The sequence below is a fragment of the Pseudomonas sp. FeS53a genome, from assembly GCF_000931385.1.
Classification (GTDB): domain Bacteria; phylum Pseudomonadota; class Gammaproteobacteria; order Pseudomonadales; family Pseudomonadaceae; genus Metapseudomonas; species Metapseudomonas otitidis.
Map to the genome: position 1 here is coordinate 1 of NZ_JYFT01000039.1, position 16266 is coordinate 16266.

Sequence of the window (16266 nt, forward strand, 5' to 3'; positions counted from 1 at the left end):
GGCTGGGGGCGACGCTGGAAGGGGGAGGGGCCGGCTGAGCCGGCCCCGGCGGGTCAGGGGTTGATGACGATGCGGCCTTCGATCTTGCCGGCGCGCATCTGGTCGAAGATGCCGTTGATGTTGTCCATCGAGTCCTTGTGGATGGTGGCCTTCACCAGGCCTTCGCCGGCGAAGTCCAGCGCTTCCTGCAGGTCGGCACGGGTGCCGACGATGGAGCCGGTGATGCTGATGGCCTTGAGCACCACGTCGAAGATCGGCGTGGGGAAGTCGCCCGGGGGCAGGCCCACCAGGGCCACGGTGCCGCCGCGACGGGCCATGCCGATGGCCTGGCCGAAGGCGCTGTTGGACACGGCGGTGACCAGCACGCCGTGGGCGCCGCCGATGTCGCGCTGGATCACCTCGGCGGGGTTCTCGTTGCGTGCGTTGATGGTCAGGCTGGCGCCGAGCTTGCGGGCCAGGTCGAGCTTGGCGTCGTCGACGTCGATGGCCGCCACGTGCAGGCCCATGGCGCGGGCGTACTGCACGGCCACGTGGCCGAGGCCGCCGATGCCGGAGATGGCCACCCACTGGCCGGGGCGGGCGCCGGTGACCTTCAGGCCTTTATAGACGGTGACGCCGGCGCAGAGGATCGGCGCGATCTCGTCGAACTCGACGTCCTTGGGCAGCAGCCCGACGTAGTTCGGGTCGGCCAGCACGTATTCGGCGTAGCCACCGTTCACCGAGTAGCCGGTGTTCTGCTGGCCTTCGCAGAGGGTTTCCCAGCCGGTCAGGCAGTGTTCGCAGCAGCCGCAGGCGGTGTACAGCCAGGGCACGCCGACCCGGTCGCCTTCGCGGACGCGGGTGACACCGCTGCCGACGGCGGCGACGTAACCGACGCCTTCATGGCCGGGGATGAAGGGCAGGGCGGGTTTCACCGGCCAGTCGCCCTCGGCGGCGTGGAGGTCGGTGTGGCAGACGCCGGAGGCCTCGATCTTCACCAGGATCTGGCCGGGGCCGGGCAGCGGCACCTTCACTTCCTCGATCCGCAACGGTTCACCGAAGGCATGGACGACGGCGGCTTTCATGGTCTTGTTCATGGCTTTCACCTCCTGGCTGTGGAGCCTGGGAGTGTGCCGTGCCGAGCGTGACAAACCTTGCGCTGGGACAAGGTTACGGCCCGTGGCGGGCACCGCGTGACGGACGGTCGAGGCAGGTGATTACCGCGCCCGCCTTTGCGGTATACTGCGCGGCCTTCGGCCGGCAGCGCACGCCGGCCCACATCGCAGACAAGCCACGCCCTTGAGCGTGGCTTGTTGGTTTTCGACCCTTGATGAGGTACGACGATGAGCGCACTGGTAGGCGTGATCATGGGCTCCAAGTCCGATTGGAGCACCCTCAGCCACACCGCCGAGATGCTGGACAAGCTGGGCATCCCCTATGAAGTGAAGGTGGTCTCCGCCCACCGCACCCCGGACCTGCTGTTCCAGTACGCCGAAGAGGCCGAGGCCCGCGGCATCCAGGTGATCATCGCCGGTGCCGGCGGTGCCGCCCACCTGCCGGGCATGTGCGCGGCCAAGACCCACCTGCCGGTGCTCGGCGTGCCGGTGCAGTCGTCCATGCTCTCGGGCGTCGACTCGCTGCTCTCCATCGTGCAGATGCCGGCGGGCATCCCGGTCGCCACCCTGGCCATCGGCAAGGCCGGTGCGGTGAATGCCGCCCTGCTGGCCGCCAGCATCCTCGGCCACCAGCACCCGCAGTACCACGCGGCGCTGAAGGCCTTCCGCGAGGAGCAGACCCGCACCGTTCTCGACAATCCGGACCCGCGCGAGGCCTGACCCATGAAGATCGGCGTGATCGGCGGCGGCCAGCTCGGCCGCATGATGGCCCTGGCGGGCACCCCGCTGGGCATGGACTTCGCCTTCCTCGACCCGGCCCCCGACGCCTGCGCCCAGGCGCTCGGCGAGCACATCCGCGCCGACTACGGCGACCAGGACCACCTGCGCCAGCTGGCGGACGAAGTGGACCTGGTGACCTTCGAGTTCGAGAGCGTGCCGGCCGAGACCGTGGCCTTCCTCTCCCAGTTCGTGCCGGTCTACCCCTCGGCCAATGCCCTGCGCATCGCCCGTGACCGCTGGTTCGAGAAGTCGATGTTCAAGGACCTGGGCATCCCCACCCCCGAGTTCGCCGACATCCAGTCCCAGGCGGACCTGGACGCCGCCGTGGCCGCCATCGGCCTGCCGGCGGTGATGAAGACCCGCACCCTGGGCTATGACGGCAAGGGCCAGAAGGTCCTGCGCAGCCCGGCAGACGTGGCCGGTGCCTTCGCCGAGCTGGGCAGCGTGCCCTGCATCCTCGAAGGCTTCGTGCCCTTCACCGGCGAAGTGTCCCTGGTGGCGGTGCGCGCCCGCGACGGCGAGACGCGCTTCTACCCGCTGGTACACAACACCCACGAGAACGGCATCCTGCGCCTCTCCATCGCCAGCACCGACCACCCGCTGCAGGGCCTGGCCGAGGACTACGTCGGCCGCGTGCTGCGCGAGCTGGACTACGTCGGCGTGCTGGCCTTCGAGTTCTTCGAAGTGGACGGCGGCCTGAAGGCCAACGAGATCGCCCCGCGCGTGCACAACTCCGGGCACTGGACCATCGAAGGCGCCGAGTGCAGCCAGTTCGAGAACCACCTGCGCGCCGTTGCCGGCCTGCCGCTGGGTTCCACCGCCAAGGTGGGCGAGAGCGCCATGCTCAACTTCATCGGTGAAGTACCGCCGGTGGAGAAGGTGATCGCCGTCGGCGACTGCCACCTGCACCACTACGGCAAGGCCTTCAAGGCCGGGCGCAAGGTCGGCCACGCCACCCTGCGCAGCGCCGACCTGCCGACCCTGAAGGCGCGCATCGCCGAGGTCGAGGCGCTGATCGCCGGCTGAACCCCTGCCGCTGCGCTGCTGTCTGATCAAGGGCGTGTCCACGGACACGCCCTTTTTCATTCAGGATTCAGGAGTGACTGCCATGGGGCTCATCGGAACGCTATTCATCGGCCTGGTCGTGGGCCTGGTCGCACGCTTCCTCAAACCGGGCGATGACAGCATGGGCTGGATCTGGACCATCCTGCTGGGCATCGGCGGCTCCATCGCCGCCACCTACGGCGGCCAGGCGTTGGGCATCTACCGCGCCGGGCAGGGGGCGGGCTTCATCGGTGCGGTGGTCGGCGCCATCGTCCTGCTGATGATCTACAGCGCTATCAAGAAAGACTGAGGGCTGGGAACCGGGAACGGGCGCGGCTAGTCTTAGCGCCTGTTTCCCGCCCGCGAGCCCGCACCATGCGTCGTACCCTGCTGCTTCCCTTGCTGCTGTGCAGCGCCCTGGCCCACGCCCAGCTCCCCGAGACCGATTGGCTGGAGCTGATGCCCCCGGAGGACCGCAAGGCCCTGGAAGAGATGCCGGACATCAGCCACAACACCCCCGAAGGCGAAGGCACCTTCACCAACAAGGGCGGGTTGAAGCAGCAGGACAAGGACCTGCCGGCGGTGATGTATTCGGCGAAGACGGTGGCCACGCTCAACGGCAAGAAGATCCGCCTGGGGGGCTACCCGGTGCCGCTGGAGACCGATGCCAAGGGGCGCAACACGCTGTTCTTCCTCGTGCCCTACCCGGGCGCCTGCATCCACGTACCGCCGCCGCCGCCGAACCAGATCGTGCTGGTGCGCTTCCCCAAGGGCATCGCCCTGGACGACATCTACACCCCGCTCTGGGTGAGCGGCACGCTCAAGGTGGAGCAGGTCAGCAACGACCTGGCCGACGCGGCCTACGCGATGGACGCCGGCGAGGTGCGGGTGGTGCAGGACGAGGACCTCTGACGGGCCTCAGGCCACTTCGCCGCGGATGTACTGCTCCAGGTGCAGGATCAGGTTGTCCTGCTCGGCCATGGCTTCCTTCACCAGGTCGCCGATGGACAGCAGGCCGATCAGCTGGCCGTCTTCCACCACCGGCAGGTGGCGCATGTGGCGGTCGGTCATCAGCGACATGCATTCGCGGATGCTCTGCCGGGCATGGACGGTGAACACCGGCTCGGTCATGAACTCGCGCACCGGCGTCGCCACCGAGGAACGCCCCTGGAGCACGCCGCGCCGGGCGTAGTCACGCTCGCTGACGATGCCCACCAGGCGACCGCCTTCGGTGACCGGCAGGGCGCCGATGTTCTGTTCCGCCATCAGGCGCAGGGCCTCGAGCATCGGGGCATCGGCCTCGATGGTGTGGACCTGCTGGCGAGGCTTGGCGTGAAGCATCTGGGCGACGGTTTTCATGGCTTCTCCTCCCTGGGGATGGCGCTGACTGGAAGCGCAGGATGCACCTGCAGCCGGTGCGGCGGCCAAGTGGGAATTTTCATGATGGCCATTGAGAAATTCATGAGCCGGCCAGGTGCTGCGGCGGGCTCGGATGGTGGGCTGAAGCCCACCCTACGCGGTGCGGCTCCCGTAGCCTGGGCTTCAGCCCAGGGAGATTCGACTCCAAGTCCCCGGGCTGAAGCCCGGGCTACGGCTGGTAGGTGTAGATGCCACAGCGGGGAGGCTTCGGTGTCGGGTGTGAGTCCGGTCGGTGGATAAAAAGAGCGTTATCCACCCTACGCAATGACCGGCACCCGTAGGGGGGATCGCGCTTCATCGATCCACCAGCGGAGTTGCGGCGGGCTCGGATGGTGGGCTGAAGCCCACCCTACGCGGTGCGGCTCCCGTAGCCTGGGCTTCAGCCCAGGGATGTTCGGCTCCAGGTCCCCGGGCTGTAACCGTTGGGCATAGGCAAAAAAAGGGAGCCTTTCGGCTCCCCACGGGGACTTCGGGTCGGGATCATTCGATCTCGATCAGCACCTCGCCCGGGTTGACCCGGTCGCCCTTGGCGACGTGGATCGCCTTGACGGTGCCGGCGATGGGCGCCTGGACCTCGGTTTCCATCTTCATGGCTTCGGTGATCAGCACGGCCTGGCCGGCCTTGACGCTGTCGCCTTCCTTGACCAGCACGTCGACGATGTTGCCCGGCATGGTGGTGCTGACATCGCCCGGTGCGCTGGCGCTCTTGCGCTTGTTGCCGCCGCCGCCGATGAATTCGTTCAGCGGCTCGAACACCACTTCTTCCGGCATGCCGTCGATGGAGAGGTAGAAGTGGCGCTTGCCGTCGCTCTTCACGCCCACGCCGGTGATGTCCACGCGGTAGCTCTCGCCGTGCACGTCCACCACGAACTCGGTGGGTACGCCCTCGCCGCCGACCGGGGCCGGGCCCTGGCCGTTGGGGATGGGCAGCAGTTCCTCGGGCTTGAGGGTGCCGGCGGCGCGCTCTTCGAGGAACTTGCGGCCGATGTCCGGGAACATGGCGAAGGTCAGCACGTCTTCCTCGGACTTGGCCAGGCTGCCGATCTCGGCGCGCAGCTTGTCCAGCTCGGGCTTGAGCAGGTCGGCCGGGCGCACGTCGATGACTTCCTCGTTGCCGATGGCCTGGCGGCGCAGTTCTTCGTTGATCTGCCCGGCGGCCTTGCCGTAGCGGCCTTGCAGGTAGAGCTTCACCTCGTTGGTGATGGTCTTGTAGCGCTCACCGGCCAGGACGTTGAAGAAGGCCTGGGTGCCGACGATCTGCGAGGTGGGGGTGACCAGGGGCGGGTAGCCCAGGTCGGCGCGCACGCGCGGAATCTCTTCCAGCACTTCGCCCATGCGGTTCAGGGCGCCCTGTTCCTTCAGCTGGTTGGCCAGGTTGGAGATCATGCCGCCGGGCACCTGGTTGACCTGCACGCGGGTGTCGACGCCGGTGAATTCGCTCTCGAACTGGTGGTACTTCTTGCGCACGGCGTGGAAGTACAGGCCGATCTCCTGGATCAGCTCCAGGTCCAGGCCGGTGTCGTAGGGGGTGTTGCGCAGGGCCGCGACCATGGACTCGGTGCCGGGGTGGCTAGTGCCCCAGGCCATGCTGGAGATGGCGGTGTCGATGCGGTCGGCGCCGTTCTCCACGGCCTTGAGCTGGCACATGCTGGCCACGCCGGCGGTGTCGTGGGAGTGCACGGCCACTTCCAGGGGCAGGGCATCCTTCAGGGCCTTGACCAGGTCGCCGGTGGCGTAGGGGGTCAACAGGCCGGCCATGTCCTTGATGGCGATGGAGTCCACGCCCATGGCGGCCATCTGCTTGGCCTGCTCGACGAAGGCGTCGATGGTGTGCACCGGGCTGGTGGTGTAGCAGATGGTGCCCTGGGCGTGCTTGCCGGCGGCCTTCACCGCCTCGATGGAGACGCGCAGGTTACGCACGTCGTTCATGGCGTCGAAGATGCGGAACACGTCGATGCCGTTGACGGCGGCCTTGGCCACGAAGGCGCGGACCACGTCGTCGCTGTAGTGGCGGTAGCCCAGCAGGTTCTGCCCGCGCAGGAGCATCTGCAGGCGGGTGTTGGGCAGGGCGGCCTTGAGCTTGCGCAGGCGCTCCCACGGGTCTTCCTTGAGGAAGCGCACGCAGGCGTCGAAGGTGGCGCCGCCCCAGACTTCCAGGGACCAGTAGCCGACCTTGTCCAGCTTGTCGCAGATCGGGAGCATGTCCTCGGTGCGCATGCGGGTGGCCAGCAGCGACTGGTGGGCGTCGCGCAGGATGGTGTCGGTGACGGTGACTTTTTTGCTCATGTTCTGAATCCTTCCCCTACAGGCCGGCGTGGGCAGCGATGGCGGTGGCGATGGCGATGGCCAGGTGCGACGGGTTGCGCTTGATGGAGTACTGGGTCAGTTCCGGGTGGGCTTCGACGAAGCTGGTGTTGAACTGGCCGCTGCGGAACTCGGGATCGCGGAGGATCTCCTGGTAGTAGGCGGCGGTGGTCTTGACCCCCTGCACGCGCATGTCGTCGAGGGCGCGCAGGCCGCGGTCGAGGGCTTCTTCCCAGGTCAGCGCCCAGACGATGAGCTTCAGGCACATCGAGTCGTAGTAGGGCGGGATGGTGTAGCCGGTGTAGATCGCCGTGTCGGTGCGCACGCCGGGGCCGCCGGGGGCGTAGTAGCGGGTGATCTTGCCGAAGGAGGGGAGGAAGTTGTTCTTCGGGTCCTCGGCGTTGATGCGGAACTGCAGGGCATAGCCCCGGTGGATGATGTCGTCCTGCTTGACCGACAGCTCCAGCCCGGAGGCGACGCGGATCTGCTCGCGGACGATGTCGATGCCGGTGATTTCCTCGGTGATGGTGTGCTCCACCTGCACCCGGGTGTTCATCTCCATGAAGTACACCTCGCCCTCGGCGAGCAGGAACTCCACGGTGCCGGCGTTCTCGTAGCCCACGGCCTTGGCCGCGCGCACGGCCAGGTCGCCGATATAGGCGCGTTGCTCGGGGGTGAGCTGCGGGCTGGGGGCGATCTCGATGAGCTTCTGGTTGCGGCGCTGGATCGAGCAGTCACGCTCGAACAGGTGCACGGTGTTGCCGAAGGAGTCGGCCAGCACCTGGGCTTCGATGTGCTTCGGGTTGACGATGCACTTCTCCAGGAACACTTCCGCCGAGCCGAAGGCCTTGGTGGCCTCGGAGATCACCCGGGGGTAGGCCTGCTCCAGTTCCTCGCGGCTGTTGCAGCGACGGATGCCGCGGCCGCCGCCGCCGGAGGTGGCCTTGAGCATCACCGGGTAGCCGATGCGGTCGCCTTCGCGCAGGGCCTCGGCCAGGTCGGCGACGTTGCCCTCGGTGCCGGGGGTGACCGGTACGCCGGCCTTGATCATGCTGCGGCGCGCCTCGGTCTTGTCGCCCATGCGGCGGATGACCTCGGCGGACGGGCCGATGAACTTGATCCCGCGCTCGGCGCAGATCTCCGCCAGCTCGGCGTTCTCCGAGAGGAAGCCGTAGCCGGGGTGCAGGGCGTCGCAGCCGGTCTCCACGGCCAGGTTCACCAGCTTGCGCGGATTCAGGTAACCGGCCAGCGGGTCTTCACCGATGCTGTGGGCCTCGTCAGCGCGCTTCACGTGCAGCGCATGGCGATCAGCCTCGGAGTAGATGGCCACCGAGCGGATGCCCATCTCGGCGCAGGCGCGCACGATGCGGACAGCGATCTCACCCCGGTTGGCGATGAGGATTTTCTTGATCACGAGTGTTCCCTCGACCAAGTGGGCAGGCGAACGGCGTAGGCCGGTCGGCGAGTGACCGAGCCAGGCTGGACGGTCGCGTATCTAACCTAAATCGAAGTTTGTGAATAACCAAAATCAATAATTATTGGGATATCCATTAGGAAGGCCTTATAGTCCGGCGCCGCACCCCCCGATTTATCGAGGTCCATGATGCGCAAGACCCTGCTGCGCATGACGTTGCGCCAGCTTCAGGTGTTCCGTGCCGTGTACGAGAGCCGCTCCTACAGCCGCGCGGCGGAGGAGATGGCGCTGACCCAGCCGGCGGTGAGCCTGCAGATCCGCCAGCTGGAAGAGCTGGTGGGCCAGCCGCTGTTCGAATACGTGGGCAAGAAGCTCTACCAGACCGATGCCGCCGAGGCGTTGTACGTGGCCAGCGGCGACATTTTCCAGCGGCTGGAGAGCCTCGACATGCAGCTCTCCGACCTGCAGGGCTCGCTGCAGGGGCAGCTCAACCTGGCGGTGGAGTCCAGCGCCAAGTACTTCGTGCCCCACCTGTTCGCCGCCTTCCGCCAGCAGCACCCGGACGTCAGCCTGCACCTCACGGTGGTCAACCGCGCCCAGGCGATCAAGCGCCTGGCGGACAACCGCGACGACCTGGTGATCATGTCCCTGGTGCCCCAGGACATGGCCCTGGAGTTCCTGCCGTTCCTGAACAACCCGATCATCGCCGTGGCCCCGCCGGACCACCCGCTGTGTCACGCCCGCAGCCTGACCCTCAAGGACCTGGAGCCCTTCCCGCTGCTGGTGCGCGAGGCCGGCTCCGGCACCCGCAAGGCCTGCGAGGAGTACTTCCAGCAGAAGCGCGCGCACTTCGCCCACACCCAGGAAGTCACCTCCCTGGATGCGTTGCGCGAGTGCGTGGTGGCGGGCCTGGGCATCGGCCTGCTGCCCCGTCATGCGGTCAGCCTGGAGCTGGCCACGGGGTTGCTGCGGGAACTGCCGGTGGAGGAACTGCCGCTCTACCGCAGCTGGTGCGTGGTGCATGCCAAGGGCAAGCGGCTGTCACCGGTTGCCCAGGCCTTCATCAGCTACATCCGCGAAGAACGCGCCCAGATCAGCACGCTTTCGCAGCGGTTCGACGGCGCTTTGCCGTTGTCGACAACAGGTAGTTGATGGCGATCAGGTCGGGATAATCGTCGATTTCGGCCTTCAGGCGCCGTTCTTCGGCGTGGGCCTCGATGGCGCGGCGGAAACGCATCCGGCGCTGGTCTTCGAGTTTGCGGCGGGTCTTGCTGTCGAGGACGGGGGCGTCCGAACGCACGTCATGGGGATGAGTCATGTCGGGTCTCCAGGGGCTCCGTTGTCGGAGCTCCCAGCATTTGCGCAGCAGGTGACCGTTTGAAGACGTGCCGTTGAACATCCCGTGACGCCGATGGGTGATTGCTCGCTGCTGGGGCCCTACATAGAATGAGACTTTTTCTCATTTTGATGTCGGTCAGGCGCATGTCGCCAGGGAAGTCCTCCATGCCAGTCGCCCCCCACCAGAGCTGCTCCGGTGATCCGCTGCAGCAGCTTTACCGTGAACACCATGGCTGGCTGCTCAACTGGCTGCGCAAACGCCTGGGCAATGGTGCCGATGCTGCCGACCTGACCCAGGACAGCTTCCTTCGCCTGCTGGTGGCCCGACCGCAATCGATCGAGGCCCCGCGAGCCTACCTGGCGACCGTGGCCAATCGCCTGCTGATCAACTTCTACCGGCGCAAGTCGCTGGAACGCGCCTACCTCGATGCCCTGGCGGAGTTGCCCGAGCCTGCGGTGCCGTCCCTGGAGCAGCAGGCGCTCCTGCTGGAGGCCTTGCAGGAGGTCGACCAGGTGCTTCAGCGGTTGTCTGCAAAAGCCCGTGAGGCCTTCCTGCTGTCCCAGCTCGAAGGTTGCACCCAGGAGGAAATCGCCCAGCGCCTGGGTGTGCATGTGCGCTCCGTGCAGCGCTATCTCGCCCAGGCGTATGAAGAGTGCATCGTGATTGCAGGGGATTTGTTGTGAGCGCAGGTCCCATCGAACGGAGGATTGCCCGGGAGGCGGCGCGCTGGTTCGTTCGCCTGCAGGCCGGGGCCAGTGAGGCGGTGCACGCCGAGTGCGCCCGCTGGCGGGCCAGCCATGAGGCGCACGAACGCGCCTGGCAGATTGCCGAGCAGTTTCATCAGCGGCTACAAGGCATTCCGCCTGCCATTGCCGGACAGGCCCTGGGGCGGCCGGCGACAGCGGATCGCCGAGCATTGCTGAAGCTGCTGGCCCTGGCTGCCCTCGCCGCGCCCTGCGGGGTCATCGGCTATCGGACAACGCCCTGGCGCAGCTGGGTGGCAGACGAGCGTACGGCAGTCGGCGAGCGACGCGAGATCCAACTGCCCGATGGCACCCAGGTCGTCCTCAACACCGCCAGTGCCCTTGATCTGGCGTTCGATGAGCAGCGACGCCTGCTGCGCCTGCACGCTGGTGAAATCCAGGTGTCCACCGCCGTGGACGCGTCTGGCCGACCGTTCTGGGTGCAGACCCGAGAGGGCCTGGTGCGACCGGTGGGGACGCGCTTCACCGTGCGACAACGCGAGGGGCTCACCCAGGTGGCAGTGCAGTCGGGCGCCGTCGAGCTGAAGCCCGTCGGTGCCCCTTCGGCCACTCTGCTGGGGGCGGGCTACCAGAGTGAGTTCGACGATCTGCGGATGGGCGAGGTGAGGCCGTTGCAGCCCGGAACGGACGACTGGGTGCGTGGTGTGCTGCGGGCCGAAGGGCTCACCCTGGGGGTATTCATCGAGGAGCTGGGACGCTACCGACCCGGTGTGCTGCGCTGTGACCCTGCCGTCGCCGGGCTGCGCATCTCCGGTGCCTTCCAGTTGGCCGATACGGACCAGGTGCTGGAATCCCTGGCGCGTACCTTGCCTGTGGATATCCACTACCGGACCCGATACTGGGTGACGCTGGCTCCCCGTGCCTGAGGCGCTGCATACGCGCTAATGAGAATTGTTGTCGTGTTTTCGCGGTTGGCGTGTCCCTTCCTCGACACTGCCAACCACAACACGGGGACACCCTGATGCAGCCCGCCACTCTTTTCTCCCTCCACCCACTGGCCCAGCGGGTCCGCTGCCTGGCTCTCGTGCTGGCCACCAGCACGGCGGCCGTCGCCCTTCCGCTCAATGCTGCGGATGGGGTCCGTCACTTTGCCGTACCGGCCGGTTCCCTGGGGACGGCGCTGGTCGAGTTCGCCGTGCAGGCCGGGATCACACTGCCGATCGACCCGGCCCTGGTCCAGGGGCGTTCCAGCCCAGGCCTGAACGGTGACACCGGCATCGAAGCCGGGTTGGAGGCTTTGCTGCATGGCAGCGGTTTGCGTGCTGTTCGCGAGGGTGAGGGGCTCTATGGAGTGCAGCCGGTGGGCGACGAGGCTGGCCTGCAACTGGCGCCCACCACCGTCGCCAGCACCGCAAGCGAGTCGGCCTATGGCCCCGTGGTCGGCTACATCGCCACGCGCAGCGCCACCGGAACCAAGACCGACGCGTCGTTGCTGGAGGTTCCGCAGAGCATCAATGTGGTCACCGCCGACCAGATGCAGGCCCAGGGCGCGCAGGACCTCACCCAGGCCCTGCGCTATACGCCGGGTATCGGGGTGAACGGTTTCACCGATCGCAACGTGATTGCCGACGAAATCACCAGTCGCGGATTCGCGCCGGCAGCGCTTTACCTGGATGGAGCCTACCTCCCGTATGCCGGCAGCCTGGGCGGCGCCCCGCAGATCGACCCCTACACGCTGGAGCGGGCCGAGGTCCTCAAGGGGCCGGCGTCCGTGCTCTACGGGCAGAACCAGCCGGGTGGCCTGGTCAACCTCGTGTCCAAGCGGCCTACCGGGGAAACACGCAACCAGGTCAAGTTCGGCCTGGGCGACGACCATCGGGTCAATGGTGCGCTGGACACCCAGGGTGTACTGGATACCGAGCAGGACCTGGCCTACCGGCTGGTGGCCCTGGCGCGCAAGGGCAATGGCCAGGTCGATCACACCCGCAATGGCCGTCTGCTGCTGGCGCCGAGCTTCAGCTGGGCGGTGTCGGATGACACCGACCTGACCTTCCTGGCGCAGGTGCAGCGGGACGATGGCAAGGCGGACTACCAGGCCCTGCCCAGGATCGGCAGCCTGGTCCGGGGGCCGAATGGGCAGCGGATCGACCGCGACTTCTTCTCCGGAGACTCGAACTACAACGACTACCAGCGCGACCAGTACGTCCTCGGCTACGACTTCGAGCACCGTTTCGACGATGACCTGAAGTTCCGTTCCACAGCGCGCTACATCGATGTCCGTGACCGCTACAAGGGCTTCTACCTGCGGGGGTTCGTCGTCGACGGACTCGGCCAGACCGACTACACGCGGGCCAACCGCGTGAAGTTGGATTGGCGCCAGCACAACACCACCTACACCCTCGACAACAACCTGACCTACAGCTTCGACACCGGGCCCGTGCAGCACACCACGCTGGTGGGCGTGGACTACCGCGACTTCAACCGCAAGTACCAGGGCTACAACGCCTACAGCGTGCTGCCCATCGACCTGTACGGCCGCAACAACTACGACACCAGCAGCGTCACCCCGCAGTTGGATACCCGCTGGGACAACACGGTCCGCCAGACCGGTCTCTACCTGCAGGACCAACTGCGCCTGGGCAATTGGTTGCTGACTCTTGGCGGTCGCCAGGATTGGGCGGAGGTTGAGAACAAGGACCTGCTGGCGCGTACCGAGACGACGCAGCGAGACAACCGGTTCACCGCACGGGCCGGGCTGACCTACCTGACCGCATTCGGCCTGGCGCCTTACATCAGCTATTCCGAGTCCTTCATGCCCACCGTCGGGACGGGCGCGCCGGAGCGGGGTGGCAAGGCGTTCGAGCCCATCGAGGGCATCCAGTACGAGGCGGGCGTGAAGTACCAGCCCCACGAGGACCTGCTGCTGACCGCATCGGTCTTCGAGATCACCCAGAAGAACGTGCGGACCGGCGATGTCGACTATCCCCAGTACGAGATCCAGTCCGGGCAAATGCGCACGCGGGGTGCGGAGCTGGAGGCCAAGGCGCGCCTCGGGCGCTTCGATGTCATGCTCTCCGGCAGCTACCTCGACGCCTTCTACACCCGCGACACCTACGGCAACGAAGGAAACCGCAGCGAGGCCCAGGCGCCCGTATCCGCCGCTGCCTGGGTGGATTACCACCTGGTCGGGCTGCCCGGTGTCACCTGGGGAGCGGGTGCCCGTTACACCGGACGCAAGCCCGGCGACGCGGCCAACAGCTTCAGCACCCCCGCCTATGTCGTCTACGACACCACCCTGCGCTACCAGCTGGGGGAACTGTCGGCTGACCTCAAGGGCCTGCAGGCCAGCCTGAACGTGCAGAACCTCTTCGACCGCGACTATGTGTCGGACTGCAACTATGCCTTCGGCTGCTACTACGGCCAGGAGCGCACGGCGAGCCTTGAAGTCACCTACGACTGGTAAGCTGTACTGCCGCTAGAACAGGGCGTCCAGCAGTCCATGCTGGCCGCCCGGTGGCCTCGGTGCATGTGGTGGCGCCCACCAGTCGCTGGACACAGGAGGAAGCCGAGCGCCGCCTGGCGCCGGCGGTGATCGAGTGCGCGCGGGCCATCCGCACCTCGATCCGCACGCTCTAGCCGGTCGCTTTCAGCGGACTGCTCAGTCCTCGGCGTTCTTGATCGACTTCGGCGACAGACGCAGGCTGCGCAGGCTGCGCTTCACGCTCTTGAGGTGGTTGACCAGGCTCGGGCCACGGGCCATGGCCACGCCCATGGCCAGCACGTCGATCACCACCAGGTGGGCGATACGCGAGGTCAGCGGGGTGTAGATCTCGGTGTCTTCCTGCACGTCGATGGCCAGGTTGACGGTGGCCAGGTCCGCCAGCGGGGTCTGGCTCGGGCACAGGGTGATCAGCGTGGCGCCGGTCTCGCGGACCAGGTTGGCGGTGATCAGCAGGTCCTTGGAGCGGCCCGACTGGGAGATGCAGATGGCCACGTCGGTGGGCTTGAGGGTCACCGCCGACATCGCCTGCATGTGCGGGTCGGAATAGGCCGCGGCGGTCAGCAGCAGGCGGAAGAACTTGTGCTGGGCATCGGCCGCCACCGCACCGGAGGCGCCGAAGCCGTAGAACTCCACGCGCTGGGCCTGGGCGCAGGCGGCGATGGCGGCCTGCAGGGCCTGCGGGTCGAGCTTCTCGCGCACGTCCATCAGGGTGTGCAGGGTGGTGTCGAAGATCTTCAGGCTGAAGTCCGCCACCGAGTCGTTCTCGTGGATGGCGAACTGGCCGAAGCTGGCGCCCGCCGCCAGGCTCTGCGCCAGCTTCAGCTTGAGGTCCTGGAAGCCGCCACACCCGATGGCACGGCAGAAGCGCACGATGGTGGGCTCGCTGACCCCGACGCTCTGCGCCAGGTCGGCCATGGAGCTGTGCATGACGGCGGCGGGGTCGAGCAGGACGTGATCGGCGACTTTCAATTCCGACTTGCGCAGCAGATGGCGCGATTGGGCGATATGTTGCAGCAGATTCACTGGGCAGGCTCTTCGAAGTGGGGAAGTACGCCGCAGGTCGCGATCTATTCGGCCGGGCAACTCGGTTATGATCGGCGACGGTCAGGCTGTAGTGACCGTGTAGTTATACTACATGACCCGCTTCCCCGCCCAGGCAAACCACGCAGGAGTGCACACGTGACCCAGCCTTGCGACATGTTGGTCTTTGGCGGCACCGGCGATCTGGCGCTTCACAAGCTGCTGCCGGCGCTCTATCACCTGCATCGCGACGGCCGGCTGCATCCGCAGCTGCGCATCCTCGCCATTGCCCGCAATCCCCTGGACATCGACCGCTACCGCGCCCTGGCCGAGCGCCATTGCCGCGCCCAGGTGGCCCGTGCCGAGTTCACCGAGCAGGCCTGGGCCGGGTTCGCCGAGCGGCTGGACTACTTCGCCATGGACGTGTCCCAGAGCGCCGACTTCGGCCGCCTGGCGCGCCACCTCGGCCCGCTGGAGGGGCGCACCCGCGTCCACTACCTGGCCATCGCCCCGCGCCTGTTCGAGGACATCGCCCGGCACCTGCAGATCGCCGGGCTCGGCGGGCCGGACGACCGCATCGTGCTGGAGAAGCCCATCGGCCATTCCCTGGAGTCGGCCCGTGCGATCAACGCCGCCATCGGCAAGGTGTTCAGCGAATCCCAGGTGTTCCGCATCGATCACTACCTGGGCAAGGAGACGGTGCAGAACCTCATGGCGCTGCGCTTCGCCAATGCCCTGTTCGAGCCGATCTGGCGCGCCGGTCACATCGACCACGTGCAGATCAGCGTGTGCGAGACCCTGGGCGTGGAGAACCGTGGCAGCTACTACGACCAGGCCGGCGCCATGCGCGACATGGTGCAGAACCACCTGCTGCAGCTGCTCTGCCTGGTGGCGATGGAGGCGCCGGTACGCTTCGACGCCGAGGCGGTGCGCAACGAGAAGGTGAAGATCCTCGAAGCGCTCAAGCCCATCTCCGGGCTCGACGTGCAGGACAAGACCGTGCGCGGCCAGTACAGCGCCGGCAAGATCGGCGGCCAGGAAGTGCCGGCCTACTACTTCGAGAAGAACGTCGACAACGACAGCGACACCGAGACCTTCGTCGCCCTGCAGGTGGAGATCGACAACTGGCGCTGGGCCGGCGTGCCCTTCTACCTGCGCACCGGCAAGCGCCTGGCGCGCAAGTACTCGGAGATCGTCATCCAGTTCAAGCCGGTGCCCCACCGCCTGTTCAACGGCGGCGAGGCCAACCGCCTGCTGATCCGCCTGCAGCCGGAGGAGCGCATCAGCCTACAACTCATGGCCAAGAACCCCGGCAAGGGCATGCGCCTGGAACCGGTGGAGCTGGACCTGAACCTGGCCCAGGCCTTCAGCCAGCGGCGCTGGGATGCCTACGAGCGGCTGCTGCTGGACGTGATCGAGGGTGACTCGACGCTGTTCATGCGCCGCGACGAGGTGGAGGCCGCCTGGCGCTGGGTCGACCCGATCCTCGAAGGCTGGCACGAGCACTACCAGAGCCCCCGCAGCTACCCCGCCGGTTCCAGCGGCCCGGAGCAGGCCCACAGCCTGCTGGAGCTGCAGGGGCGGGCCTGGAATGACTGAGCCGCGCCTCAAAGGCCAGACCGCTGCCTAGGCTGGACGTCACCGGC

At 67.0% G+C, this 16266-nt stretch carries 15 protein-coding genes; 9 read left to right on the forward strand and 6 right to left on the reverse strand.

Features of this window, described 5'->3' with window-relative positions; translation table 11 throughout:
• Positions 1-53 precede the first annotated feature (53 nt).
• Positions 54-1076 carry an alcohol dehydrogenase AdhP gene (adhP, locus tag SZ55_RS11550; RefSeq protein ID WP_044405743.1) on the reverse strand — a complete coding sequence of 341 codons (1023 nt, stop codon included), beginning with the start codon at positions 1074-1076 and terminating at the stop codon, positions 54-56.
• 246 nt (positions 1077-1322) lie between these two features.
• Here adhP and purE point away from each other — a divergent pair, with 246 nt between their 5' ends.
• From purE to SZ55_RS11570, 4 genes are all read left to right on the forward strand, one after another.
• A complete protein-coding gene (gene purE, locus SZ55_RS11555; RefSeq protein WP_044405744.1) occupies positions 1323-1814 on the forward strand; it encodes a 5-(carboxyamino)imidazole ribonucleotide mutase in 492 nt (163 codons plus the stop codon).
• A 3-nt stretch (positions 1815-1817) separates the two neighbouring features.
• Positions 1818-2900: a 5-(carboxyamino)imidazole ribonucleotide synthase gene (locus SZ55_RS11560; protein WP_044405745.1), complete on the forward strand. Its 1083-nt coding sequence runs from the start codon at positions 1818-1820 to the stop codon at positions 2898-2900.
• Positions 2901-2982: 82 nt separating this feature from the next.
• Positions 2983-3228 (forward strand): GlsB/YeaQ/YmgE family stress response membrane protein, encoded by a 246-nt coding sequence (locus tag SZ55_RS11565; protein ID WP_044405746.1) that lies wholly within the window; start codon positions 2983-2985, stop codon positions 3226-3228.
• A 65-nt stretch (positions 3229-3293) separates the two neighbouring features.
• Complete coding sequence (locus SZ55_RS11570) at positions 3294-3830, forward strand: DUF3299 domain-containing protein (protein ID WP_044405747.1); 537 nt, start codon at positions 3294-3296, stop codon at positions 3828-3830.
• Between the two features lie 6 nt (positions 3831-3836).
• Here the strand turns inward: SZ55_RS11570 and SZ55_RS11575 are convergent, their stop codons facing one another.
• The 3 genes from SZ55_RS11575 to SZ55_RS11585 form a co-directional block, all read right to left on the reverse strand.
• The gene (locus tag SZ55_RS11575; protein WP_044405749.1) at positions 3837-4277 is read right to left on the reverse strand and encodes a CBS domain-containing protein; all 441 of its coding nucleotides are present in this window, start codon (positions 4275-4277) and stop codon (positions 3837-3839) included.
• A gap of 540 nt (positions 4278-4817) precedes the next feature.
• Positions 4818-6623: a sodium-extruding oxaloacetate decarboxylase subunit alpha gene (oadA, locus tag SZ55_RS11580; RefSeq protein WP_044405751.1), complete on the reverse strand. Its 1806-nt coding sequence runs from the start codon at positions 6621-6623 to the stop codon at positions 4818-4820.
• Positions 6624-6639: 16 nt separating this feature from the next.
• Positions 6640-8055 carry an acetyl-CoA carboxylase biotin carboxylase subunit gene (locus tag SZ55_RS11585; protein WP_044405753.1) on the reverse strand — a complete coding sequence of 472 codons (1416 nt, stop codon included), beginning with the start codon at positions 8053-8055 and terminating at the stop codon, positions 6640-6642.
• A gap of 204 nt (positions 8056-8259) precedes the next feature.
• On the opposite strand from SZ55_RS11585, the gene SZ55_RS11590 reads away from it, so the two are divergent.
• Positions 8260-9207, forward strand: coding sequence for a LysR family transcriptional regulator (locus SZ55_RS11590; RefSeq protein WP_107331003.1), 948 nt, complete (start codon positions 8260-8262; stop codon positions 9205-9207).
• On the opposite strand, the gene SZ55_RS27395 is transcribed toward SZ55_RS11590, so the two are convergent.
• A complete protein-coding gene (locus tag SZ55_RS27395) occupies positions 9149-9373 on the reverse strand; it encodes a PA3496 family putative envelope integrity protein (protein WP_082078215.1) in 225 nt (74 codons plus the stop codon). The genes SZ55_RS11590 and SZ55_RS27395 overlap by 59 nt on opposite strands.
• Before the next feature lie 185 nt (positions 9374-9558).
• Here SZ55_RS27395 and SZ55_RS11595 point away from each other — a divergent pair, with 185 nt between their 5' ends.
• The 3 genes from SZ55_RS11595 (at position 9559) to SZ55_RS11605 (ending at position 13561) form a co-directional block, all read left to right on the forward strand.
• Positions 9559-10077 carry a sigma-70 family RNA polymerase sigma factor gene (locus tag SZ55_RS11595; RefSeq protein ID WP_044405757.1) on the forward strand — a complete coding sequence of 173 codons (519 nt, stop codon included), beginning with the start codon at positions 9559-9561 and terminating at the stop codon, positions 10075-10077.
• Positions 10074-11024, forward strand: a complete 951-nt coding sequence (locus SZ55_RS11600; protein WP_044405759.1) for a FecR domain-containing protein — start codon at positions 10074-10076, stop codon at positions 11022-11024. The genes SZ55_RS11595 and SZ55_RS11600 overlap by 4 nt, the downstream gene beginning before the upstream one ends.
• A gap of 95 nt (positions 11025-11119) precedes the next feature.
• Positions 11120-13561, forward strand: coding sequence for a TonB-dependent siderophore receptor (locus SZ55_RS11605; protein ID WP_052807584.1), 2442 nt, complete (start codon positions 11120-11122; stop codon positions 13559-13561).
• Positions 13562-13756: 195 nt separating this feature from the next.
• Here the strand turns inward: SZ55_RS11605 and hexR are convergent, their stop codons facing one another.
• Positions 13757-14623, reverse strand: a complete 867-nt coding sequence (gene hexR / locus SZ55_RS11610) for a transcriptional regulator HexR (protein WP_044405761.1) — start codon at positions 14621-14623, stop codon at positions 13757-13759.
• Positions 14624-14797: 174 nt separating this feature from the next.
• Here hexR and zwf point away from each other — a divergent pair, with 174 nt between their 5' ends.
• Positions 14798-16219 carry a glucose-6-phosphate dehydrogenase gene (zwf, locus tag SZ55_RS11615; RefSeq protein ID WP_222902168.1) on the forward strand — a complete coding sequence of 474 codons (1422 nt, stop codon included), beginning with the start codon at positions 14798-14800 and terminating at the stop codon, positions 16217-16219.
• Positions 16220-16266 lie beyond the last annotated feature (47 nt).